The 23,033-nt window shown below is 61.6% G+C and carries 20 protein-coding genes; 3 read left to right on the top strand and 17 right to left on the bottom strand.

The features are described 5' to 3' along the window. Positions 1-21 precede the first annotated feature (21 nt). The 6 genes from MMS95_RS07195 to MMS95_RS07220 all read right to left on the bottom strand — a co-directional run bounded on the left by MMS95_RS07195 (position 22) and on the right by MMS95_RS07220 (position 6,675). Positions 22-1,353: an MFS transporter gene (locus tag MMS95_RS07195; RefSeq protein WP_015376232.1), complete on the bottom strand. Its 1,332-nt coding sequence runs from the start codon at positions 1,351-1,353 to the stop codon at positions 22-24. 96 nt (positions 1,354-1,449) lie between these two features. After that, complete coding sequence (gene uhpB, locus MMS95_RS07200; protein ID WP_004934119.1) at positions 1,450-2,994, bottom strand: signal transduction histidine-protein kinase/phosphatase UhpB; 1,545 nt, start codon at positions 2,992-2,994, stop codon at positions 1,450-1,452. Then, positions 2,991-3,581 carry a transcriptional regulator UhpA gene (uhpA, locus tag MMS95_RS07205; protein ID WP_004934117.1) on the bottom strand — a complete coding sequence of 197 codons (591 nt, stop codon included), beginning with the start codon at positions 3,579-3,581 and terminating at the stop codon, positions 2,991-2,993. The genes uhpB and uhpA overlap by 4 nt, the downstream gene beginning before the upstream one ends. A 123-nt stretch (positions 3,582-3,704) precedes the next feature. Beyond that, positions 3,705-5,399: a kdo(2)-lipid A phosphoethanolamine 7''-transferase gene (gene eptB / locus MMS95_RS07210; protein ID WP_033631458.1), complete on the bottom strand. Its 1,695-nt coding sequence runs from the start codon at positions 5,397-5,399 to the stop codon at positions 3,705-3,707. A 225-nt stretch (positions 5,400-5,624) separates the two neighbouring features. Then, positions 5,625-6,050, bottom strand: coding sequence for an organic hydroperoxide resistance protein (locus tag MMS95_RS07215; protein WP_004934114.1), 426 nt, complete (start codon positions 6,048-6,050; stop codon positions 5,625-5,627). A gap of 160 nt (positions 6,051-6,210) precedes the next feature. Further along, a complete protein-coding gene (locus MMS95_RS07220) occupies positions 6,211-6,675 on the bottom strand; it encodes a MarR family transcriptional regulator (protein WP_004934111.1) in 465 nt (154 codons plus the stop codon). Between the two features lie 97 nt (positions 6,676-6,772). Here MMS95_RS07220 and MMS95_RS07225 point away from each other — a divergent pair, with 97 nt between their 5' ends. Then, positions 6,773-7,372, top strand: a complete 600-nt coding sequence (locus tag MMS95_RS07225) for an HD domain-containing protein (RefSeq protein ID WP_015376230.1) — start codon at positions 6,773-6,775, stop codon at positions 7,370-7,372. Here the strand turns inward: MMS95_RS07225 and MMS95_RS07230 are convergent, their stop codons facing one another. The 3 genes from MMS95_RS07230 to bglF all read right to left on the bottom strand — a co-directional run bounded on the left by MMS95_RS07230 (position 7,373) and on the right by bglF (position 12,181). Further along, complete coding sequence (locus tag MMS95_RS07230; RefSeq protein ID WP_242141543.1) at positions 7,373-8,773, bottom strand: carbohydrate porin; 1,401 nt, start codon at positions 8,771-8,773, stop codon at positions 7,373-7,375. A gap of 127 nt (positions 8,774-8,900) precedes the next feature. Then, positions 8,901-10,304 (bottom strand): 6-phospho-beta-glucosidase, encoded by a 1,404-nt coding sequence (ascB, locus tag MMS95_RS07235; protein WP_242141519.1) that lies wholly within the window; start codon positions 10,302-10,304, stop codon positions 8,901-8,903. A 14-nt stretch (positions 10,305-10,318) separates the two neighbouring features. Continuing rightward, the gene (gene bglF / locus MMS95_RS07240) at positions 10,319-12,181 is read right to left on the bottom strand and encodes a PTS beta-glucoside transporter subunit IIABC (protein ID WP_082997377.1); all 1,863 of its coding nucleotides are present in this window, start codon (positions 12,179-12,181) and stop codon (positions 10,319-10,321) included. 663 nt (positions 12,182-12,844) lie between these two features. On the opposite strand from bglF, the gene MMS95_RS07245 reads away from it, so the two are divergent. Then, positions 12,845-13,594, top strand: a complete 750-nt coding sequence (locus MMS95_RS07245; RefSeq protein WP_033631453.1) for an NAD(P)-dependent oxidoreductase — start codon at positions 12,845-12,847, stop codon at positions 13,592-13,594. A 34-nt stretch (positions 13,595-13,628) separates the two neighbouring features. Here MMS95_RS07245 and MMS95_RS07250 read toward each other — a convergent pair whose 3' ends face one another. Next, positions 13,629-14,795 (bottom strand): MFS transporter, encoded by a 1,167-nt coding sequence (locus MMS95_RS07250; protein ID WP_004934092.1) that lies wholly within the window; start codon positions 14,793-14,795, stop codon positions 13,629-13,631. Between the two features lie 364 nt (positions 14,796-15,159). Between MMS95_RS07250 and MMS95_RS07255 the strand changes: the two genes are divergently transcribed. Then, complete coding sequence (locus tag MMS95_RS07255; RefSeq protein ID WP_004934091.1) at positions 15,160-16,260, top strand: alkene reductase; 1,101 nt, start codon at positions 15,160-15,162, stop codon at positions 16,258-16,260. A gap of 20 nt (positions 16,261-16,280) precedes the next feature. On the opposite strand, the gene MMS95_RS07260 is transcribed toward MMS95_RS07255, so the two are convergent. From MMS95_RS07260 to MMS95_RS07290, 7 genes are all read right to left on the bottom strand, one after another. Continuing rightward, positions 16,281-17,036: a nucleotidyltransferase domain-containing protein gene (locus MMS95_RS07260; RefSeq protein ID WP_166444727.1), complete on the bottom strand. Its 756-nt coding sequence runs from the start codon at positions 17,034-17,036 to the stop codon at positions 16,281-16,283. Between the two features lies 1 nt (position 17,037). After that, positions 17,038-17,550 (bottom strand): Mpo1-like protein, encoded by a 513-nt coding sequence (locus MMS95_RS07265; protein ID WP_156866359.1) that lies wholly within the window; start codon positions 17,548-17,550, stop codon positions 17,038-17,040. Positions 17,551-17,621: 71 nt separating this feature from the next. Continuing rightward, positions 17,622-18,065 (bottom strand): universal stress protein, encoded by a 444-nt coding sequence (locus tag MMS95_RS07270; protein ID WP_015376224.1) that lies wholly within the window; start codon positions 18,063-18,065, stop codon positions 17,622-17,624. A 21-nt stretch (positions 18,066-18,086) separates the two neighbouring features. Then, positions 18,087-18,860: a siderophore-interacting protein gene (locus MMS95_RS07275; protein WP_156866358.1), complete on the bottom strand. Its 774-nt coding sequence runs from the start codon at positions 18,858-18,860 to the stop codon at positions 18,087-18,089. Next, complete coding sequence (locus MMS95_RS07280) at positions 18,841-20,286, bottom strand: efflux transporter outer membrane subunit (RefSeq protein WP_156866357.1); 1,446 nt, start codon at positions 20,284-20,286, stop codon at positions 18,841-18,843. Before MMS95_RS07280 ends, MMS95_RS07275 begins: the two co-directional genes overlap by 20 nt. Continuing rightward, positions 20,283-21,326, bottom strand: a complete 1,044-nt coding sequence (locus tag MMS95_RS07285; RefSeq protein WP_048326506.1) for an HlyD family secretion protein — start codon at positions 21,324-21,326, stop codon at positions 20,283-20,285. The genes MMS95_RS07280 and MMS95_RS07285 overlap by 4 nt, the downstream gene beginning before the upstream one ends. 41 nt (positions 21,327-21,367) lie before the next feature. Beyond that, positions 21,368-22,903: an MFS transporter gene (locus MMS95_RS07290; RefSeq protein ID WP_156866355.1), complete on the bottom strand. Its 1,536-nt coding sequence runs from the start codon at positions 22,901-22,903 to the stop codon at positions 21,368-21,370. Positions 22,904-23,033 lie beyond the last annotated feature (130 nt).

Genomic DNA, 23,033 nt, shown 5'->3' on the forward strand with positions numbered 1-23,033 from the left:
GGGTTGCGCAGCGTATTTTACTCAGGCGTTGGCCGGTTTCAGCGCCGGCGTCTGCGCGCGCAGGAATGGCAGCAGGAACAGCGCCGACAGGCAGGCGGCGATGGAAATCACCACGAAGAAGCCGTTCCAGTGCCAGATCTCCATCACCCGCGCGATCGGGTAGCCGGACAGCGCCGCGCCCAGGTAGGCGAACAGGCCGACGAAACCGGTCGCGGCGCCCGCCGCATCCTTGTGCGAGCACTCCGCCGCCGCCATGCCGATCAGCATCTGCGGACCGAAGATAAAGAAGCCGATGGCGAAGAAACAGCAGGCCTGCAGCAGGTAGGTGACGCCCGGCATCAGCCACAGCGCCGCCACCGACAGGAAGATGCCGATGGCGAAGATCAGGTTCATCGGGCCGCGGTTGCCGCGGAACAGCTTGTCGGAACCCCAACCGGCCACCAGTGAACCGATGAAGCCGCCCACTTCAAACAGCGAGATGGCCGAGTTGGCGGTCATCAGCGAATAGCCCTTTTCCTGCGTCAGGTAGAGGTTGCCCCAGTCGTTGATCGCGGTGCGCACGATGTACACCAGCACGTAAGAGACCGCCAGCAGCCAGATGTACTTGTTGGTCAGCACGTAGCGCTTGATGATCTCGCGGTTGCTCAGCCCCTGGCCTTCCGATTCCTGCACCAGCTCCATGGCGTCGTTGCGCCATTTGCCGACGCTCGGCAGCCCCAGGGTGGATGGCTTGTCACGCAGGCGCCAGCACATCAGCAGGCCGAGCACCACGCCGATGATGCCGGGAATGATCATGCCGTAACGCCAGCTGAAGTGCAGCGAGATAAAGCCCACCAGCAGCGGGATCAGCGCGCCGCCGACGTTGTGCGAAGTGTTCCAGATCGCCCACCAGCTGCCGCGCTCGGAGCGCGAATACCAGCTGGTGAGGATTTTGGAGCACGGCGGCCAACCCCAGCCCTGGAAGAAGGCGTTGAGGATCCACAGCGTGCCCAGCATCATCAACGACGAGCTGAGACCGAAGAAGATATTCAGCACCCCGGTCATGATCAGGCCCAGCCCCATAAAGTAACGCGGGTTGGAGCGATCGCTGATCATGCCGGAAATGAATTTCGAGCAGCCGTAGGTGATGTAGAACAGCGTGCCGAGGATGCCGACGTCGGACATCGTCAGACCCAGATCGCTCAGCATCGCCGGCATGATGAAGTTGAAGCTTTTGCGCGTGAAGTAAAACGCGGCATAACCGATGTACATGGTGCACATCAGCTGAATGCGCCAGTATTTGTAGCTGGCGTCGATCTGCCGTTGATCGGTGACCTGCGGCGCATCCGGGCGGCTTTTAAGGAAAGACCACATGTGGAACCTCAGAGGATTGAATTAAAGTGCCGCTATGATGCTCCTCGCGCGCGCAGGGGGCTTACGCCGGATTCTCGAGGCGGTTAGGAGTTTTTCCTAGTTTTGCGTTTGCGCCGGTGAAACTGTGGGCAAGATCACACTCAAACAGGCGCCCCGCTCAGCGGTGAACCGCAGGCTGCCGCCGAGGGCGCTGATGCGCTCCTGCATGCCGCGCAGGCCGTACCCCGGCTGATGGTTTTCCGCATCGAAGCCCACGCCGTTGTCGCGGATGGTCAGGGCGATCTGCGGCGCGGCGCCTTTGCGCGGCTGCAGGCGCGCATCCAGCTCCAGGCGGCTGGCGCCGGCGTGGCGGCACACATTGGTCACCCCTTCCTGACACACCCGATACAGCGTGATTTTCAGCGTTTCATCCAGCAGCTCGTCGGGCACCTGCCACTGCATGCTGCTCACCAGCGACGCGTCCTGCGGCAGCGACTCCCGCAGCATCGCCGCCACCGCCGCCGACAGCGGCAGGTTGTTCAGCGCCGCCGGCCACAGCTGGGTCAGCACATCGTGCACCCCGTCGTAGACCCGCAGCGCCAGCGCATCGATGGTGTCGGCGCAGCCGATCACCGCCGGTTCCGGCGCCAGACGTTTGACGATGCTGGCCTGAGTGCGGATCACGGTGATGGTCTGCCCCACTTCATCGTGCAGCTCGCGCGCCACCTCGCGCCGGGTTTGCTCTTCCGCCGTCACCAGCGCCCGCGCCAGCTGCCGATTCTCCGCCAGCCGCAGCCGCAGTTGCTGATTCAGTTCGCGCTGGCGCTGAATGCCGGCGCCCAGCAGCAGCCCGGTCAGGCTTTGGGCCAGCAGCGACAGCAGCAGATCGCGGTGCGACTCCGGCTGCGGCGGCTCGTTGACCATCAGCGCCACGCCGTTGAGCAGCGTCGCCAACAGCGCGCCCTGCCAGCCATAGCGATAAGACATGAACACGATGGGGATCGCCAGACAGAACGGCGCGAAACGGCGCAGCTCGGCGGCGTTAACCTGCTGCTGCAGCCAGATGCTGAACGCAAACAGCAACAGATAGCTGGCCAGGTGGCCCAGACGCAGCTCCACCGGCTTGTGGATCAACCCCGGCTCCAGCGGCACCCAGATTTGGCGCGCCAGATAGTGCCACAACAGCAGGCAGGTTGGCGCGATGGTGAAACCGCCGGTCAGGCCGAGCAGCAGCGCGCGGGCGCCTTCGCCGCTCACCAGCTGCCAAACCAACGCCTGCAGCAAGGCGGCGATGGCGACCACCGCGCCCTGCAACAGCGGCCAGCGCCATTCGCTGTCGCTCTGCTGATGGCGCAACAGCCACGGCGAGGCCAGCAGGCTGAGCAGCACCGTCAACACCAGCACCGCCACCGACGCCCACAGCGCCGGGCCGTAGCCGAACTGATCCGCCAGCAACGCCATCAGCAGCAGGTCAGCCAGCAGGATCCCCGGCCAGAAACGGTACGGGCTCTGCAGCAAAATGCCCATGCGCAGGCCGAACGGAAACAGCAGCAGCGCCTGCCAGGGGGGGTCGATCAACGCGGTGCCGATGCCCCACAGGCAAAACGCGCTGGCGGCGTAGATGAAAAACAGCGCCAGCTGGGTGATCAAGCGCTGCGTCACAGGTTCAGCATCCGTCTGGCCAGTTCGACGTTGTTGTTGATGCCCAGCTTGGCGAACAGGTTGGCGCGGTGCACATGCACCGTTTTCGGCGACAGCCCCAAGGCGGCGGCGATCTCACGCACCTCCTGGCCCTGCGCCAGCAATAGCGCGATCTCGCGCTCGCGGCGGGTCAACGGATCGACCCTCACCCGCGCCAGCTGCTGCGCGATTTCCGGCATCAGGTAGACGCCGCCGCCGGCGACGGTGCGCACCGCGGTGATCAGATCTTCCGGCTTGCAGCGCTTGGAGAGAAAGCCGCTGGCGCCGCGTTCCAGCGCCATTTCCACCAGCGCCGGGTTATCGTGCATCGACAGCATCACCACGCGAATGCCGGAGGGAATGTCCGCCAGCAGATCCAGCCCGCTGCCGTCCGGCATCGAAATGTCGCAAATGCAGATTTCCGCCTCCAGCCCCGGCAGGCCGGCGCGCGCCTGCGCCGCGCTGCTGAACTCGCCCACCACCTGGATATCGGCCTCCAGCGACAGCAGTTGCACAAAGCCCGAACGCACAATGTCATGATCGTCGATAAACGCCACGCGCAGGGTCATGGAAATCTCCGGTTAGCAGGGGAAGTGCGCAAGTATACCGTATGCGCACACCGGAATAATTGATGAAGAGAATGTATTGGATGAAATTACCGGGTGCGCAAGGCAGGCACCCGGCGAGAGGGATCACAGGCGGGCAGGCGCCGTTTTATCCTGCGGCAGATGGCACCAGTTGTTTTTATCCACGATGCCGCCATCAGGAGAGGTGTAGCCGAGGCAGCCGAGGATGGTGTCAAACAGCTCGACGTGGCGATGCGTTTTGCCGATGCGCTGCTGCGCCTGCAGCTGCTCAAAGGCGCTGAGGTGCTGCGGGTTTTCGAGGAACTTGTCCGACGCCCACACGATCATCGGCACGCGGAATTGCTCCGGCGGCGCCATTTCGCGCGGCGTGCCATGCAGGTGCGTATTCTCGCCGATCGATTCGCCGTGATCGGCGGCATAGAACACGATAGCTTTCTTGTCGCGCACCTGGTCTATCACATTGGCGATAAAGCTGTCGGTATACAGCACCGTATTGTCGAACGCATTGATCAGTTGCGCCTTGGTGCAGGAATCGTCCACCCCCATGCACTCCGGCTGATAACGCGCATAGCTGCGCGGATAACGCTGCGAGTACAGGTAGTGCGAGCCTTTGGTATGCAGGATCACCAGGTGCTTGCCCTTCGGATAGCGCGCCAGCGACTCCTTCATTTCGTCCACCAGCAGCATATCGTCGACCGCCTTGCCGTCGTTGCGCTTCTCGGACGCGATCATCTCGCGGAACGAATAGTTGTTCACCTCGGTGTTGTTGTAGAACCACACCTCGCTCTGCATGGCGAACAGCTCGGAAGAGAAGCCCAGATCCTTCAGCACCGCGAACACGTTCTGCTCTTTCAGCGTGCGCTGCGGATTGTCTTCGGTGCCGCCTTCACGCACGAACATGCAGCGCAGCGACAGCTTGGTGGCGGTATCGCACGACTCGCCGCGGAACGCCACCAGATTCTTCTCTTTAGACAGCCGCGGCGTGGTATCGCGCTCGTAGCCCAGCATGCCCATGTGATCCCAGCGCGTGGTCTCGCCGATGATGAACACCACGTAGGTGTCGTCGATGTCCGCCGGCGGTACGTAGGTGAAGTGTTTGCCCGGATCGAACATCGTGCTCTGATCCTGGCTTTCGTCATAGCGGGTGTAAGCAAACAGCCCCAGCGCCGACAGCCAGTTGGACGGCAGATACGAGTGCGCCACCACGCCGCCGTAGCTCGGCAAATCGACGTTGGAAAGCTTCTCTTGCACGCTCTGCTCGTCGTCCAGCATGCGCAGCGGCAGCCAGACCAGCGCCACCACCGCCAGCAATACCAGCAGCGGCTTGATGCGATGACCAGGGGTTTTCAGCTGTTCTATCAGGGTATAGCGCAGGTTGTTTTTCCAGATCAACAGCAGCGGCAAGGCGCTGAGCGCCACCATCCACAGCACGAAGTGCAGGCCAACCACCTCTTTCGACAGATCGATATCGGTGGTCATCACCGACACCACGATGCCGTAGCCGATCACCACGTTGAAAAACGTCATGTAGTAGCTGGCGGCAACCGAAATCAACACCAGCAGCGAGGCGACGATGCGATAAAACAGCCGGCCGCCGAGCGATACCAGCCGCATAATGAAGAACGTAAACAGGACGATAGCGATGACTTCCGTCACCGCCGAAATAAGCTTAATTCCCTGAATGCCGTGCGCCAGCGAATCAAAACGGCGATAAAAAACGGACAGGTTTAGAAAGATGCCGATATAGATCGCTAACAATAACGATAAATTCTGCTGTGATAGCGATTTAACTTTGTTCATGTAACGCGGTGGCTCCGGGGACGGTGTAGCGGTTCTGACTCAGTCAGACACTGATTGCGGCTTCTGGTTCAGCCAACCGGCAATAAGCGTTATTTTGCGGGTAATAATCAAGAGAATTCTCACAAAACGGACAAAATTTACCGTTTTTTTGAGCGGTTTTCAGACAGGGCACGCAAGAAAATGGAGGGATAAACCCTCCATTTTTTCCAGATATCGGCAAAAATCTTACTTAACGTTCAGAGTTACATCGATATTTCCACGGGTGGCGTTGGAGTATGGGCACACCACATGCGCCTTTTTCACCAGATCTTCCGCCACGCTGCGCTCGATGCCCGGCAGCGAGATATCCAGCTGCACTTCGATGCCGAAGCCATTCGGGATTTCACCGATGCCGACGGTGCCGTCGATCTTGGCTTCGGCCGGAATTTTGACCTTTTCTTTCGCCGCGACAAACTTCAACGCGCCGAGGAAGCAGGCCGAGTAACCGGCGGCGAACAGCTGTTCGGGGTTGGTGACTTCGCCGCCGGCGCCGCCCATCTCTTTCGGCACGCCCAGTTTCACGTCCAACACGCCGTCGGAGGAGGTCGCACGGCCGTCGCGGCCGCCGGTTGCGGTGGCGTGAGCGCGGTAAACCACTTTCTCAATAGACATCGTTCATTCCTTCTTGCTGGTTGGCGAGATGACTACGGCTTCCACGAGGTAAAGCCGGTCACATATTTATCTTTTGCGATTAAATCGCGCACTACTTATTTTTGACGCTTATTAACCAGTGTAGACCACCCCTGCCGTTCTTGCGTCCGGCGCTGGAGGATCAAATCTGATCGATCAGGCTGCCGCGCAGCTTTTCCAACTGCTGTTTGAGCGAGACGATCTCGTCCAGGCTGCAGTCGGTGGCGCACATCACCGCCTCGGGCACCGATTGAGCCCGCTCACGCAGCGCGCGGCCGGCTTCGGTGAGGGCAATGATCACCTGCCGCTCGTCGGTGGTGGCGCGATAGCGCACCAGCAAACCGGCGGTTTCCAGCCGCTTCAGCAGCGGCGTCAGCGTGGCGGAATCGAGGAACAGCCGTTCGCCGATATCCGATACCGTCACCCGATCGCGCTCCCACAGCACCATCATCACCAGGTATTGCGGGTAGGTGAGTTCGAGCTGATTCAACAGCTTGCGGTAGACTTTGTGCAGCGCCAGGTTGGCGGAGTACAGCGCGAAACAGAGCTGCTGATCGAGCTGCAGCAGATTCTTCGCGTTGGGTTGTGCGGTATCGGTGCTTTTCATGATTGTGAATATAGATAGCGCACGATGTAATCGCAAGCTATTTCTTGTGAGATATGCTACCTTTTTTTCATGCAGAGGATGCTCGGAGGGAAAGGAAATGACGAATACGCTTGCAGAACGCGCGCGCCGCTACGCCACCAAGGCGCATGCGGCCATCGATCAGCGCCGCAAATACACCGACGATCCGTACATCGTCCACCCACAGGCGGTGATGGAGCTGGTGCGCAGCGTGCCGCACACCGAAGAGATGCTGGCGGCCGCCTGGCTGCATGACACGGTGGAAGATACGCCCACCACCCTCGGCGATATCGAAAGCCACTTTGGGCCAAAAGTGGCGGAACTGGTGCGGATGTTGACCAACGTCAGCCGCGCCGAGGACGGCAACCGCTTCGAGCGTAAAAACCGCGATCGGCGCCACAGCGCCGGCGCGTCGCCGCAGGCCAAAACCATCAAGCTGGCTGATCTGATCGACAACACCCGCTCGCTGCTGGACTACGACAGCCACTTCGCCCAAACCTATCTGATCGAGAAACAGCGCCTGCTGGAAGTGCTGACCGAAGGCGACCCGACGCTGTGGCGCCAGGCCAGCCATATCGTCGAACAGGGGCTGCTCAGATTGCAGCAGCCGCCGCACAACGTGCCGGCCAGCTGGTTTGAGCACGCCCGCCGGCGCTACCGCGAGAGCGACGCGGCCTGATCAGAAGGTCACCACCGTTTTCAACGCCGTCACCCAGGCGTCCTGCGTCTCGCTGACGCCCGCCGGGTGATGCCAGTATTGCAGGCCCGGCTGCAGCTGCAGCCACGGCGTGACGTTAACGCGATAATAGAGCTCCGCCGTCACCGAGTGGCCCGGCACCGGCCGATAGTTCGGATCGTGATAATCGCTGATGCTGCTCATCTGGTTGAGATAACGCTGATTGTCTTTGTAGCGGTCGCTCAGCTTCACCACCGAGACGCCGAGCCCCAGCCAGTCGTCCGGCCGCGCATCGAACAGCCCGCGATAGCGGATGCCGGTCGAGGTAGACCAATGCAGGTAGTTGCTGCGCTGATCTCCCAGCCCCAGGCTGTAAAACACACTCAGACCGCGGTTGACGTCGTCCGCATGGCGCGTCACCTGCTGGTTGAAACCGGTATACAGGAACCAGGTGCGATCGTGGCTGCGATAGCCCTGCGGATCGCTGGCGCCCGGCCCGCCGGACACCCCTTCATAAAGATCGCTCTGGCGCGCGTTGGTGAACAGCACGCCCAGGTTATACACCCCCGGCAGCTGGTTGACGGCGTGGGTTTTCAGCTCCAGCTCCATCGGCAACAGGAAGCCTTTGCTGCCCTTAGTGGACCAGCTCCAGGCGTGGCTGCGGCTGGGGGCGCTCGGGTTCTGTTCCATCACGCCGCCCTTGAGCGTCAGGCCGTCGGTCAGTTTGTATTGCAGCGTGGTGCCCCAGTAATGCACGTTCCAGTTGTACCAGGTCAACGAGTTGGCGGACTTGCCGCCGCACAGCGTCAGCGTCTGAAAATCGCAGGGGATGATCTGATCGAAATCCTGCACCTTGTTCATCATGCCGATGCGCCACTGCAGCCGGCGATCGAGGAAGGAGCGGCTAAAGGTCAACCAACCCAGCCGGGTAATCGACTGCCCGCCAAAGCTCTCCTGCGACAGATCGGTCAGGCCGACGCGCGGATCCTGCAAGCGATCGCGGGTCAGGTTGTTGTCATGGTTGCGGTTGACGATATTGCCTTCGATCGCCGCGTCCGGAATGCCGGTCAGCGCCTGCAAATCCTGGCTGAAGGTCAGCGAAAACTGGTCGATATACGACGCCTGTTTATCGTGGTTGTAACCGCCACCGGCGTTATACGACAGCTGGCTGAGGTAGCCGAGATTATAGTGGAAGCCGTGATCCTCCAGGATCGGCCTGATCCCCAGCATATCCCCCAACAGCCCGGGCTGCGGCGGCTCAAAGCCGAGCGCCACCCCTTCCCATTTGGCGGTGGGGGCTTCGACGTCCTTGCCGGTTTGCAGCGTTTCCGCCTGCGCCTGGCTACAGAGCAGCGCCAGCGCCAGCGCCGCCAGGGTCATGGAACGAGGTAATAAGCTTTTCATCATTATTATATTTCTCCGCATAACGGCTGACTGCGGGCAACAGCATTCCCTGGGAGAGAATTTCCCATCATGAACAGCAGCGAATAACGTTAGGTTAACGCCCGGCGCTTGCCGCCGGGCTGAAGGGTTAGCGTCGGTCTTTCAGGCTGGCGCCGTTGCTGTGGATCACATCGCGGTACCAATAGAAACTCTTCTTGCGGCGGCGCTCGAGGCTACCGTTGCCGGCATCGTCCCTGTCGACGTGAATGAAGCCGTAGCGCTTCGACATTTCGGCCTTCGAAGCGCTGACCAGATCGATCGGCCCCCAGCTGGTGTAGCCCATCACCTCGACGCCGTCGTCGATCGCTTCCGCCACCTGCACCAGATGATCATTGAGGTAGTTGATGCGGTAATCGTCGGTGATGCTGCCGTCGGCCTCGACGCGGTCTTTGGCGCCCAGCCCATTTTCGACGATGAACAGCGGTTTCTGATAGCGGTCGTACAGCACGTTGAGCAGGTAGCGCAGCCCGATCGGGTCGATTTGCCATCCCCACTCCGAGCTGGCCAGATGCGGGTTCGGCACCATATCGAGAATGTTGCCGCGCGCCGTCTCATACTGCTCCGGGTCGGCGGTGACACAGCCGCTCATGTAATAGCTGAACGAGATAAAATCGATGGTTTCACGCAGCGTTCGCCGATCTTCCTCGGTGATCGCCACCTCAATGCCGTTTTCACGGAAGAAGCGTTGCATATAGGCCGGGTAATAGCCGCGCGCCTGCACGTCGCCGAAGAACAGCCAGTCGCGGTTTTGCCGCTGGGTTTCCAGCAGATCTTCCGGCTTGCAGCTCAGCGGATACAGAATGCCGCCCAGCAGCATGTTGCCGATTTTGCCCTCCGGCACGATCTCGTGACAGGCCTTCACCGCTTTGGCGCTGGCCACCAGCTGATGGTGGATCGCCTGATAGATGGCGCTCTTGTCGCTCTCCGGCGGCAGACCGACGCCGGTGAAAGGCGCGTGCAGCGACATGTTGATCTCGTTGAAGGTCAGCCAGTGTTTGACCTTGTGCTTGTAACGTTCGAACACCGTGCGCGCGTAGCGCTCGAAGAAGTCGATGGTGCGCCGATCGCCCCAGCCGCCGTAGCGTTTCACCAGGCCGTAAGGCATTTCATAGTGCGACAGCGTGATCAGCGGCTGAATGTCGTACTTCGCCATCTCGTCGAACAGCCGATCGTAAAACGCCAGCCCGGCTTCGTTCGGCGTCTCTTCGTCGCCCTGCGGGAAAATGCGCGTCCAGGCGATCGAGGTGCGCAGGCATTTGAAGCCCATCTCGGCGAACAGCGCGATGTCTTCCGGATAGCGATGATAGAAATCGATCGCCACGTCCTTGATGCCGCTGTCGCCCGCCGTACGCGGCGTGATGGCGCCGAAGATGCCCTGCGGCTGCAGATCGGAAGTCGACAGCCCCTTGCCGTCGGCCTGATACGCGCCTTCAACCTGGTTCGCCGCTACCGCGCCGCCCCACAGAAAATGTTGCGGAAACTTGCCGTTCATCGCTTGCTCCTCAATTAGCGTAATAAAGTCAGCAGCGGCGCCTGTTCCTGCACCGGAGACAGGCCGCTGGTCAACACGTCCACGTAATCATCGCTGTTGCTGATGATGATCGGCGTGGTGGTGTCATAGCCGGCGGCTTGGATCGCCGCCTGGTCGAACTCGATCAGCAGATCGCCCGGGGCGACCCGCTCGCCTTCCCGCACGTGGGCGGTGAAATGCGCCCCGTCCAGCTTCACGGTATCGATGCCGACGTGAATAAGAATCTCCGCGCCGTCGTCCGATTCGATGCCGATGGCGTGTTTGGTTTTGAACAGTGACGCCACGCTGCCGCTCACCGGCGCCACCACGCGCCCCTGCTGCGGCGCGATCGCCACGCCTTTCCCCAGCAGACCGCTGGCGAAGGTCGCGTCGTTCACCTGATCCAGCGGCACGATGTCGCCGGCGATCGGGCTGAGGATGGCCTGCTTACGGTTAAGCGGCGCGGCGGCTTCAGGCTGCGCCGCGTCTTCCGCCGGCGCAACGCCGAACAGATAGCTGGCCAGCGCGGCGAACACGAACGACAGCAGGGTGCCACCGATCGCGCCCCATACCGTGGCGTCAATGCCGCCGCCGGGGATGATCTGCGCGAAGGTGAACACGCTCACCAGGCCGAACGAGTAAACCGAAGTATGGAAGTAGCCGATCACCGCGCCGCCCAGCGCGCCGCCGATGCAGCCGAAGATGAATGGGCGTTTGTTCGGCAGCGTGACGCCATACACCGCCGGCTCAGTGATGCCGAAAATCCCGGCGCCGATGGCCGAAGCGGACAGCGCCCGCAGTTTGGCGTCGCGGGTGCGCAGCATCACGCCCAGCGTGGCGCCGACCTGCCCCATCACCGCCGGCAACAGCAGCGGCACCATGGTGTCGCGCCCCAGCACGCTCAGGTTGTTGATCATCAACGGCACCAATCCCCAATGCAGGCCGAAGATCACGCATACCTGCCACATCGCCCCCATAAAGGCGCCGGCGATGATCGGGTTAAAGGCGTAAATGCTCTGATAGCCGTTGGCCAGCAGGTGGCTGAGCCAGGTTGCCGCCGGGCCGATCAGCAGGAAGGTCAACGGCACGGTGATCGCCAGGCACAGCAGCGGCGTGATGAAATTGCGCAGCGCGCTGTGGATCACCCGGTTAAACAGCGGCTCCAGGCGGCAGGACACCCAGGCCGCGAAGATGATCGGGATCACCGACGAGCTGTAGTTGATGAAGGTCAGCGGAATGCCGAAGAAATACTCGCGCACCGCGCCCGGCTGCTGCGCCGCTTCGAAGGCCGCTATCATCAGCGGATGCGTCAACGCGCCGCCGATCGCCATGGTGACGAACGGGTTGCCGCCGAATTTTTTCCCGGCGGTGTAGCCGAGCATGATCGGGAAGAAGTAGAACAGCGCGTCGCTGGCGGCGAACAGCATTTTGAAGGTGCCGCCGCTCTCCAGCAGCCAGCCGCAGGCCAGGCTCAGCGCCAGGAAGCCTTTCAGGATCCCCGAAGCGGCCATCACCCCGAGCAGCGGGGTAAAAATGCCGGACACCAGATCGATAAAGCGGCTGAGCAGGTTGTCTTTTTTGCCGCCCGCGTCGTCGCTCGGCGCGCCTTCGGCCAACCCGCCGACCCGATTGACCGCGTCGAACACCTCCGCCACGTGGTTGCCCACCACCACCTGGAACTGACCGCCGCTCTCCACCACCATGATAACGCCCGGATTTTTCTTCAGCGCTGCCGCGTTGGCGCGATTGTCGTCGCGCAGCTTGAAACGCAGGCGGGTAGCGCAATGCACCAGGCTTTTCACATTGTCGCGGCCACCGACGCCGGCCAAAATCTCACTGGCTAATGTGTCATATTTCATACTGTTATCCTTAGACTTCGCGTTCTGCCGCTCCCCGCCCCGCACTGGCCTGGCGCTGAGGCGAAATTCGGCGCAAAAAAAAACCTAAACCTCGCGGCCTCTGCCCCATCGGGGAACAGAAACGCGAGGTTTAGGTTTTGCCTGCCGTAGCAGTAACAACCCTAAATCGGTTGAGTTATGACGTTAACACCGCGGATTTTGCCGGGGCAAGCCTTTGCGTCGGCAAATTGCCGAACTGTGATCGGGCGGGCAAAACCGACCTGAGGTATCAAATAAGGCCTGTCGCCCTCTATCGGCTTCAGCACAGCAGTGATATATCGCGCAGGCGGAATAGAGAGGGGGCGGAATATCGCCCGCCTCAGGCCCAAAAAACATAAGATTAACTAACCAAATAATTCACTATCAAGCGAAAGCAAAGCGCTCGTCCATCCACTGTCAATCCCCGCTTTTTTAGCCACAATCGGCAATCAATAAGGCAAATAGATCGCCAAGCTTGATTGCACATCGTTAACATTCCACGATATTCACCTGCGCAAAAATCACCATGCGCAATTGATAATGGTGAAAGAAACATCAGAATGACTAATTAAAACGACTGGACAAAAGTCACGCGGGCGATTATTACTGGTCAACGCGTAATCGATTGTAAGGATGACAGCGACCATGACGTTGCGGACTGAGTTGGGACGGATTCTGATCACCGGCGCCGGCGGCCGGGTAGCCACGGCGTTTCGCCAGGCGATGGGCAATCGCTACGCGCTGCGGTTGGCGGAAAGGGATGTCAGCCTGCTGCACGATCTGCAGCCCGGCGACGAAGTCATCAGCTTCAACATCGCCGATCTCGACGCCTGCCGCGCGGCCTGCGCCAATATCGACACCGTGTTGCACCTGGCGGCCGATCCCTCCCCCGATGCCGACTTTTGCGGTTCGTTGATGGACAACAACATTCTCGGCACTTTCAATATCTTCCGCGCGGCGAAAGACGCCGGCTGCCGCCGGGTGGTGTTCGCCAGCAGCGCGCAGGCGGTGGAAGGCTATCCGCTCGATTACCAAATCCGCCCGGATGACGCGCCGAAACCGAAAAACCTGTACGGCGCCAGCAAGGCGTTCGGCGAAGGCATCGCCGCCTACTTCGCCCATCAGGAAGGGCTTTCCGCCCTGTCGGTGCGCATCGCCAACTTCACCACCCTCAGCCCGGGCGATCGGCTCAGCGCCCGCGACATGAGCGCGTTTCTCAGCCATCGCGACGCCGCCGATCTGCTGGAGCGCTGCATTCGTGTCGAAGGGGTGCAATATGCGGTGGTGCACGGGGTTTCCAATAACCGCTACACGCGTTTATCGCTGGAAGAGACCCGTCGCCTGCTCGGCTACGCCCCGCAGGACGATGCGTTCAGCCTGCTCGGCTTTGAGTGAGCGCGGCGGGGAACCCCGCCGCACGCTGTCGTTTTTAACCGTTGGCGTAGGCCACTTTTTCGGCCTGACGGTGGGTGAACAGCACCAGCAGCAGCGCCAATCCGGCAATAATCGCCCCCATCACCGGTACGAAGCTGTATCCCAGCCCGGCGGAGACTACCGCGCCACCGGCGGCGGCGCCCAGCGCATTGCCCAGGTTAAAGGCACCGATATTGACCGAAGACGACAGCCCCGGCGCTTCACTGGCGACACGCATCACGCGCATCTGCAGCGGCGGCACCACGGCAAAGGTCGCCGCGCCCCAAATCACCATGCTGACTGCGGCGCCGATTTCACTACGCGCCAGGAACGGGATCACCAGCATAATGACCACCAGCAGCAACAGGAAACCCTTCAGCGTCGCGCTTTCGGAGCGGTCGGCGAACTTGCCGCCGAGGTAGTTGCCGATGGAGAAACCGACGCCGATCAACACCAGCATGGACGTCACGAACAGCGGTGTCGCATCGGTGATGTGCTGCAACACCGGCGAGATATAGGTATAGAGCGTGAACATCGCGCCCGCGCCCAGCACGGTCGTCAGCAAGGCGGACAGCACCTGAGGGCGCACCAATACCGACAACTCGCGTTTCACATCCGGACGCGCGCCGGCGCTGCCTTGCGGCAACGAGAACCACAGCCCCAGCATGGCGATCACGCCCAGCCCGGCCGTCGCCAGGAACGACATGCGCCAGCCGATGGTTTCACCCAGCCAGGTCGCGGCGGGCACCCCGCCGATATTGGCGATGGTCAGGCCCATAAACATGGTCGCCACGGCGCTGGCCTGTTTCTCCTTCGGCACCACGCTGGCGGCCACCACCGATCCGAGGCCAAAGAACGCGCCGTGGTTCAGGCTGGTGATGATGCGCGACAGCATCAGGGTGGTGTAGTCAGGCGCAACGGCCGACAGCACGTTACCCAGAGTAAAGATCGCCATCAGGAAGATCAGCGCGCTTCTGCGTGCCCGGTGAGAAAGCAGCAACGTCATCAGCGGTGCGCCGACCATCACGCCGACGGCGTAGGCGCTGATCAACATGCCGGCCATCGGGATGGAGACGTCCACCCCTTTGGCGATGGTCGGCAGCAACCCCATAGGGGAAAACTCGGTCGTGCCGATGCCGAACGCCCCCACCGCCAGGGCTAATAAGGGAAAGTTAATTTTCATTCAACAACTCCGGTTAACCGCTGCCGAAGCGCGGGAAAGTTAAGATGCCAAAAGTATGACATTGATCACACCAAAGATAAGCAGGCGGGAGGCTAAAAGACTTTTGCGATTTTGTTAAAAATCGTGGGGAAAAACAGCAGCCGACTCTATCCCAACCACGCGCCGACAGGCAATAGCCGCCGTCGCCCGAGCGCACATCGGGTTCATTCCCGCCGCCTGCGGCAAGCCGGCGGCCACCGCAACTATTGAACACAGAGCAAAAGTGTTTTGTTATTGTGCGCGTTTTTAGAATTAAACGACGAAATATAATGGCCTCAGTAAAACATCAATGCCCTACGGCCCCATTCACACAGAGGGAAGCGCCATGCTTTTTGACTCGTATTCTTTAAACGGTTTATCGCTGAACAATCGCATCGTCATGCCGCCCATGACCCGCTCTCGGGCCGGCGCCGGCGACGTCGCCACCGACATGATGGCTGAATATTATGCCCAGCGCGCCAGCGCCGGGCTGATCGTCAGCGAAGGCACGCAGATTAGCCAGCAAGGCCAGGGTTATGCCTGGACGCCCGGCATTTACACCCCGGAACACATCGCCGGTTGGAAAAAAGTCACCGACGCCGTACATCAGGCCGGCGGCAAGATCTTCGCGCAGCTTTGGCACGTCGGCCGCGTGTCGCATACCATTCTACAGCCTGGCCACGCCGCGCCGGTCTCCTCCTCCGCTATCCAAGCCGATGGGGTCAAGGTATTTGTGGATGTCGAAGGCCGCGGGCCGGAACATGGCGTGGGTGAAATGGTGCAACACTCCGCACCGCGCGCCTTAACGCGGGAAGAAATTCCGGCGATCGTCAATGACTACGCTCAGGCGGCCCGCAACGCCATCGCCGCCGGTTTCGATGGCGTAGAGCTGCACGGCGCGAATGGCTATCTGATCAATCAGTTTATCGACTCGCGGGAAAACCAGCGCGACGACGAATACGGCGGTTCACTGCAAAATCGCCTGCGTTTCCTGCGGGAAGTGGCGCAGGCGGTAGCGGACGCCATCGGCAAAGAGAAACTGGGCGTGCGCCTGGCGCCGCTGACCACCCTGATGGGCTCGCAGGACGATACCCCGGAAGCCACCTATCTGGCGGCGGCCAGCGTGCTGAACGATATCGGCGCCGCTTACATTCACATCGCCGAAGCGGACTGGGATGACGCCCCGGTGATGCCGGCGGCGTTCAAAGAATCACTGCGCCTGATTTTCCGCGGCACGCTGATTTACTCGGGCAAATACACGCGTGAACGCGCTGAAGAAGCGCTGGCCAAAGGCTGGGCGGATCTGATCGGCTTCGGCCGCCCGTTCATCGCCAACCCGGATCTGCCTCACCGCCTGCAACACGGGCTGGCGCTGAATGCGCCCATTAAAGAGAAATTTTTCGGCGGCAGCCGGGAAGGCTACACCGATTACCCGGCGATCGGGTAACGCTCGCCGACAACGCCGGCTCAAGCCGGCGTTATTTTTTTCTGTGCTTCGATCCAGTCAAGAAATTGCATCATTCTGTCGCTAAAATCCGCGTCATTCGCCTCCCCTGCCGCGTGCGCTAACCAATAGTCCATTTCATCGCGCTGCTCTGCATAAAGCGCCAACAGCTGATCGGCATAGTCGGTTAGCGTTATCGGCCAGAACGGGCTCCCCTCGGCGCGCAACATATTGGTGGCGCGGATCAGCTTTCTGGCCGCTTCGCGCTTTAAGCGCCTCTCATCCGATACCGTCCTTGCCTGCAGCAGTTGCTCCCGATAACGCGCCAACGCGGGCCGTAAATCAGCATTGACCGCCAGCGCGATGCGCCGATCGGGACGAAACAGCGAAAAAGCGGCGGACACGTCTTCGCCCCACAGGCATCGGCAGTGATGCTTCAGCCAAAATCCCCAGGAATCGTGATGCTCCGGCGCCAACGCTTCATCAACGCTGCCGATGTCAAAGTCGACCTTGCTCACGATCCGCTGCTCCAACTGAAAGGCTTGCCGCCACGCCTCAAGGCGCTGCAACGCCCCGCTATCGGCCGGCTTTATGAGCAACAGCGTGATGTCCAGATCGGACACGCCGGGAAGGGCTTCGCCGCGCGCGACGCTGCCGTAGAGGTAAATGCTGTGGATGAGCGCCGGGAATTGGCGCGGCAGCCCCGCCGTCAGCGCCTCCAGCAACGGGATAAAGGCCTGCTGCAGCGGAAATGCCGTCACCGTGGGAATCAACGCCACCTCATCCCCTCCCGCTGCGCACTTTGCCCGCGCGCAGTTCGATGTTCCGCTGCAGTTCGCGCAGCCCGCCGGCCAGGAAGCAGGCTTCCGCCAGCACGAACAGCGGGCCGATGATAAGGCCCGTCACGTCGTCCATAAACGCCGGTTTTCGCCCCTCCCAGAAATGCCCGACAAACTGAAACAGCCAGCCGATGACGAAGCCGCCGATGCCGATGCTCAACCACGCCGCCGTCGACAGCGACGCCATCCAGGCGCCGAACACGAGGCACAGCAGCAGCAACGCCAGCATCATGATGCCAAGGCGCAGGTTCAGCCGCAGGTAATAGAGCGCCGAGACGATAACCGCCGCGCAGGCCGGCGAAAATGGCAGCCCTCCCGCGCCCCACGCCGGCCGGGAGAGCAGCGCCAGCAGGCTGATGACGATCAGGGGGATACCGATAAAATGCGTGGCGATATTGCGCGCATCGCGGTGATAGGCGGCATAAGCGGCAAGGTGATCTTCCAGACTTCGCATGTTGACCTCCGGTATGTGCGGCCTTCGTCGCCGAACGCGCGCAGCCGCATGCGGCTGCCCTTACCCATAGCTTAGCGCGGGATCACCAATACCGGTTGACCGATCTCATCCAGCAGGCCACGCGTGACGGAAGCGTTCAGCCAGCGCCCCAACGAAGACAGGTGGCGGTGCGAGATGATCAACAGATCGCAGTTGAACAGCGCCATCTGTTCCGGGATCACCTCGATGGGCGACCCCGCGGCCAGCAAGCCCTGGGCATTGAAGCCCTGCTGTTTCAGCGCCCGCGTCACCTGCCCGACCTGCTTTTCCGCCAGCGCTTCTTCCCGTTGGGCGGCGGGATACTCCTCGCGCTCATCGCTGTCGAAACGCAGGCCGCTGCGGCTGAGCGTGAAGGCATTGTCCACCACCGTCAGCACAATTACGCCGCCGATGCTGCCTTGCAGGCGCGCCATAAATTCCAGGGCGTTGCCGCTGTGTTCAAAGCAGTCCACCGCCAATAACACTCTCTCAATCATAACCATCCTCACTCGCCCGAGTTAAATCGCGCCCTTGAAATTGGCTTCGCCCTTTTTCCAATAACCTTTGGCAAACAAGGCGGCGCGGGAAATGCCCATTTCGTTGATAAAACGCGCCTTCAGATAGGCGGCGATCTGGTGCTCGCAGGCCAACCACACCTGTCCTTCGCCGGCCGGCAGCTCGCAATGGCTGACGGCCTGCACCAGCGGGCTGTTCATCACGCTGTCGAAATGTCGGGTGCGGATTTGCCAGCTGTTCACCTGCAAAAAGGAGCAATCGACGTCCTGGATCTCCTGCGCATCGCCCACCTCGGCGAACCACAGCACCGGCAACGGGGCGGAGAGCGAGGCGAGAATAGTGCGCATGGCGGGCAGCGCGGTCTCATCACCCAGCAACAGCAGCCAGCGAGTTTGCGGCAACAGCCGAAAGCCGCCGGAGCAAGGGCCGGCGAACCCCAGCTTGTCGCCCGGCATCGCGTCGCGCGCCCAGTTCGACGCCGGACCTTCGCCGTGCAGCACCATGTCGATATCGAAGGTGCGAGCGAGTTTGTCGATGCCGCTCAGGGTGTAGGCCCGCCCGGCCAGCGTATCGCGCCACGGGAAGAACACCTTGACCCAGCTGGCCGGCTCCTGCGCGCGCGGATCGGCGATAAACTTATCCACATCGTCGCCGCTCAACGTGATGCGCCTGATCCGAGCGGTGACTTGCCGCACGGCGCTCACCCGGGCCTCCCGTTTGCGGCGGGTGTCCCTTTCCAGCATCTCGTCGACAATCTTATTCAGCGTGTTGTGCATCAGCCTTCTCCTGTGGCGCCGCAGACGGGTAGGTGAGTTCCCAGCCGCCGCCCAGCGCTCGATAGATATTCACCACGGCGATCGCCGTCTCCTCCTCTGAAACAATTTGCGCGGACTGCAGATCCAGCAGCGCGCGCTGCGTGCTCAGGACGTGGATAAAATCGCTGGCGCCGTTCAGATAGCTGTCGCGCGCCAGCGCAAACGCGTGTCGGTTGGCGGCCAGCGCTTCGGCCAGGTGCATCTGGCGGCGCTGTTGGGCGCGATAGCCGGAAAGCGCGTCGTCGATCTCGTGCCAGGCGCGCAGCACCGTTTGCTGGTAGGCGATGGCCATTTCCTGCTGGCGATATTCGCTCAGGCGCACCCGCTGGGTGATTTTCCCTCCGTCGAACAGCGGCAGATACAGGGCGGGGCCGATAGCGAAGGTATGCGTGGACCAACTGCCCATATCCGACAAGGCCAATGCCTGGTAGCCCGCGTTGCCGGTCAGCGTGATGCGCGGGTAGTAGTCGGCGGTGGCGACGCCGATCTCGGCGGTCGCCTGATGCAAACGCGCCGCCGCTTCGCGAATATCCGGCCTGCGCAGCGCCAGATCCGACGGCACCCCCATCGGCACCGCGCGCGCCAGCGTCGGCAGCGGCCCCGGCGGCGACAGCATCGCGTTCAGCGCGCCCGGCCGCTCGCCCAACAACAGGCCGATGGCGTTAATCAGCCGTTCTTGCCGGTCGGCCAACGTCGGCAGCAGGGCATCCACCTGCGCCAACTGCACCTGCGCCTGATCGATATCCAGTTCGTTGCCCGCGCCGCTTTGATAGCGGCTTTGCGTCAGCTGCAGCGTGCGCAGCGCCGTAGCACGGTTTTCCTGCGCCACCGCCAGCTGCTGCTGCGTGGCGCGCAGGCGCAGATAGTCGCTCGCCACCTCCGCCGTCACCGACGTCAGCAGCGCGCGCCGATTCTCCTGCGAAGCGGCGAAGCCGGCGCGCGCGCTTTCCGAGGCGCGGCGCAGCTTGCCCCACATGTCCAGCTCCCAGGAGGCGCTGAAGCCGCCGCGCCAGAGGTTGTAATCCGCCTCTCCGCCGTTGCCGGACGGATCCATGCTGCCCACCGAGGTGGCGCGCTGGCGCTGATAGGCGCCGTCCAGGCTCAGATCCGGCATCAGCGCCGCCTCTGTCGCGCCCAGCAGGGCGCGGCTCTGCTGCAGGCGCGCCGTGGCGAGCTGCAGATCCAGGTTGCCGGCCGCCACGCGCTGCACCAGCTGCGACAGCGGCACATCGTTGAATATCGACCACCAGGCCACCGGCAGCGCCCCGCCGCCGGCCTGCTCACCCCAGCTCTCGGGCAGCGCGCTCTGCGGCCGAGCGTAGTCCGGCCCTACCGCCCGGCAGCCGCTCAGCGCCATCAACAGCAGCGGGATCACGGCTCTGTTCATTGCAGGCCTCCGTCCAACGTATTGATGCTGACGTCCGCAGACATGCCAACGCGCAGGGCGCTCAACAAGGCGGCATGCTCTTTGTTGATATCAAATACAATTTTCACCGGGATGCGCTGCACGATCTTGGTGAAGTTGCCGGTGGCGTTCTCCGGCGCCACGGCCGCGAAGCTGACGCCGGAAGCCGGCGCGATGCTGTCCACCTGCCCTTTCAGCGTTTGGCCGGGAAAGGTATCGATATGGATGTCTACCGACTGCCCGTGCGCAATGTTTTCCAGCTGGGTTTCCTGGTAGTTGGCGATGATGTACAGCTTGTCCTGCGGCACGATGGCCAGCAGCGCATCGCCCGGTTTGACGAACTCCCCGACCCGCAGGCTTTTCTTGCCAATCACGCCGCCGATCGGTGCGGTGATGCGGGTGTAAGACAGGTTCAGTTCGGCCATCGCTTTCTTGGCCTGCGCCAGCATCAGCTCGGCATCGCTGTCCGCCAGCTTGGCCTGCAGCACCTGCTCCATGTTTCGCGCCGCTTTGAGCGTCGCCTCCGCCTGCGCCACGTTGGCGGAAAGCGTGTGCACGCGCGTTGTCGCCTGCTGCGCCGCCTGCTGCGACCCCGCGCCGCTACTGGCCATTCTCTGGTAGCGGTTCTGCTCCTGACGCGCAAACGCCAGCTCCGCCTGCGCCGCCTGCCGCTCCGCCAGCGCGGCGGCGATCAGCGCGCTCTGCCGGTTGAGGTTGGCCCTGGCGTCGTCCTGCCGGGCGCGGGCGGATTGCTCCTGCGCCGTCGCCTGCGCAAGGGCAACGTTGAATTCACGCGGATCGATCACCGCCAGCAACTCCCCCTGTTTAACCCACTGGTTGTCCCTGACCAACACCTGCGCAATTTCACCGGCAATCTGCGGAGAAATACGCGAGATATCGGCGCGAATATAGGCGTCGTTGGTATTCTGCTGTGTCTCTTTAATAAAAAACTTATTCATTAATAACCCCAGCGTAATGACGGTAACCGCCAATACGGCGACGGCGACTTTTTTGTTAGCCATAAAAGTGACTCCACTTAATATTTATTTCTGATGATAAAATGTCAGGCGGCGACCGAACGCGGCGGATAAATACGGGTCGGCATAACTAAAATCAGCGCGGTCAGTAATAACGCCAGGCCGGCAACCAACAGATAAAGATCGGCGCTGGCCAGCACGTGGCCCTGCCGGGCGGCAAGCTGCGCCAGCTGCTCCGCCGACCCCGATGCGCTGTTGTAGGCCGAGCCAAAACCGTCGGCGATCGTGCCGGCGTGATAGTCCCCGCGCTGTCGGCTGAGCAGCGCGATGGCGCCGCCGGCCGCGGTGGCGGCGAAGCCCTTCACCGCGTTAAACCAGGCCGCCGCAAACGGCCCGTCGGTCGGCAACAGCCCACCGGTCGCCTGCATCAGCAGGGGGATGATCGCCATCGGTTGCGCGACCGCCTGCAACAGCGCGATAACGCGAAACGTCTCGCCGTTCCATTCCGGCGTCAGCTGGGCGGCCAGCACGCAGGCGGTGGCCATCAACAGCAGGCTGATCGCCAGTACCCAGCGGCAATCCACCCGCGGCGCATTGCAAATAATGGCGACAATCGGCAGCGTAATTAATTGCGGCAACGCCACCCACAGCATTAAGTCGGAAGTTTGTTCCTGACGATAGCCCTGAATCGCGGATAAATATCCCGACGTAATATTGACCAGCGACACCATAATTAACAGCACGCCACCCAGCGTAATTAAGGAGAAAGACAAATTCCTTTTGCTTAATAGCTGCAAATTAAAAAAAGGCAGCGGGTGATACCATTCGTTAATCAGAAATAACGCCAATAATCCGCCGCCGCCCAATAATAAAACGTAGATCAGCGGCGAGTTCAGCCAGTCGAGCCGCTCCCCCTGTGAAATGCCCACCGTCAGCATGCCGAGCGCCATGCCGCCGAGCAGCAGGCCGCGCCAGTTGAACTGCCGCAGGCGCTCCAGCCGCAGCGGATCCTGCGGCAGACCGTAGCCGATACACACAGCGGCAATCGCCATCAGCGGCAGGTTCCAGTAGAAGTACCCACTCCAACCCCAGTGAAAGGCGAAAGCGGCGGCGGTGGCGCCCAGCGTAGCGCTCCAGGCCGAGACCCAGCCGTAGGCGCCCAGCCCCAACACCTTGATCAGCGGCGGCATAAAACGCAGCACCACCGTCATCAGCATCGGCGGCAACGCGCCGCCGGCGAAGCCCTGCAGGCTGCGCACCGCCAGCAACACGCCATACGGTTCTCCCAACCAGGGCGTCAGCAGCCCGCCGGCCAGGTAAATGCCGCACATCGTCAACGCCACCCGGCGCAACGAAAAGGTCGGCCAAAAACAGGGTGTGAACCCGGAACCGATCACAAAGCCGGTAACGTAACAGGTGGTCAGCCAACTGCCGGCATCGAAACTCAGCAGCATGCCGCCCTGTATATCCGCCAGCGCGAACTTGCTGGCGTTTTCCCCCACGCCGCTGGCCATCACCGCCAAAAACACGCCGAACAACCCCAGCCAGGTGCGGCCGTTGATTTCGCCGGCGCTGGCGAGCCACCGATTTTTGTGGTGCGGCGTAACAGACACCTCAACCATTCCCCACTCCTGCTGTTTCAGCCTCAATCTTTGTTGTCGTGGGCAGTATCCGGACTTATTTCGATTGTTTAAAATGAAATGATGTAATTAACTAGTTGCACAAAACGCAATCCATTGAGCGCACCACCAC

Source organism: Serratia sp. PGPR-27 (assembly GCF_022678525.1).
Classification (GTDB): Bacteria; Pseudomonadota; Gammaproteobacteria; order Enterobacterales; family Enterobacteriaceae; genus Serratia; species Serratia nematodiphila.

Bases quoted from the DNA above. Each gene is read 5' to 3' on its own strand.
- MMS95_RS07195 (WP_015376232.1), bottom strand. From the start codon at position 1,353: ATGTGGTCTTTCCTTAAAAGCCGCCCGGATGCGCCGCAGGTCACCGAT.
- uhpA (WP_004934117.1), bottom strand. From the start codon at position 3,581: ATGACCCTGCGCGTGGCGTTTATCGACGATCATGACATTGTGCGTTCG.
- eptB (WP_033631458.1), bottom strand. From the start codon at position 5,399: ATGAACAAAGTTAAATCGCTATCACAGCAGAATTTATCGTTATTGTTA.
- MMS95_RS07215 (WP_004934114.1), bottom strand. From the start codon at position 6,050: ATGTCTATTGAGAAAGTGGTTTACCGCGCTCACGCCACCGCAACCGGC.
- MMS95_RS07220 (WP_004934111.1), bottom strand. From the start codon at position 6,675: ATGAAAAGCACCGATACCGCACAACCCAACGCGAAGAATCTGCTGCAG.
- MMS95_RS07225 (WP_015376230.1), top strand. From the start codon at position 6,773: ATGACGAATACGCTTGCAGAACGCGCGCGCCGCTACGCCACCAAGGCG.
- MMS95_RS07230 (WP_242141543.1), bottom strand. From the start codon at position 8,773: ATGAAAAGCTTATTACCTCGTTCCATGACCCTGGCGGCGCTGGCGCTG.
- ascB (WP_242141519.1), bottom strand. From the start codon at position 10,304: ATGAACGGCAAGTTTCCGCAACATTTTCTGTGGGGCGGCGCGGTAGCG.
- bglF (WP_082997377.1), bottom strand. From the start codon at position 12,181: ATGAAATATGACACATTAGCCAGTGAGATTTTGGCCGGCGTCGGTGGC.
- MMS95_RS07245 (WP_033631453.1), top strand. From the start codon at position 12,845: ATGACGTTGCGGACTGAGTTGGGACGGATTCTGATCACCGGCGCCGGC.
- MMS95_RS07250 (WP_004934092.1), bottom strand. From the start codon at position 14,795: ATGAAAATTAACTTTCCCTTATTAGCCCTGGCGGTGGGGGCGTTCGGC.
- MMS95_RS07255 (WP_004934091.1), top strand. From the start codon at position 15,160: ATGCTTTTTGACTCGTATTCTTTAAACGGTTTATCGCTGAACAATCGC.
- MMS95_RS07265 (WP_156866359.1), bottom strand. From the start codon at position 17,550: ATGCGAAGTCTGGAAGATCACCTTGCCGCTTATGCCGCCTATCACCGC.
- MMS95_RS07270 (WP_015376224.1), bottom strand. From the start codon at position 18,065: ATGATTGAGAGAGTGTTATTGGCGGTGGACTGCTTTGAACACAGCGGC.
- MMS95_RS07275 (WP_156866358.1), bottom strand. From the start codon at position 18,860: ATGCACAACACGCTGAATAAGATTGTCGACGAGATGCTGGAAAGGGAC.
- MMS95_RS07280 (WP_156866357.1), bottom strand. From the start codon at position 20,286: ATGAACAGAGCCGTGATCCCGCTGCTGTTGATGGCGCTGAGCGGCTGC.
- MMS95_RS07285 (WP_048326506.1), bottom strand. From the start codon at position 21,326: ATGGCTAACAAAAAAGTCGCCGTCGCCGTATTGGCGGTTACCGTCATT.
- MMS95_RS07290 (WP_156866355.1), bottom strand. From the start codon at position 22,903: ATGGTTGAGGTGTCTGTTACGCCGCACCACAAAAATCGGTGGCTCGCC.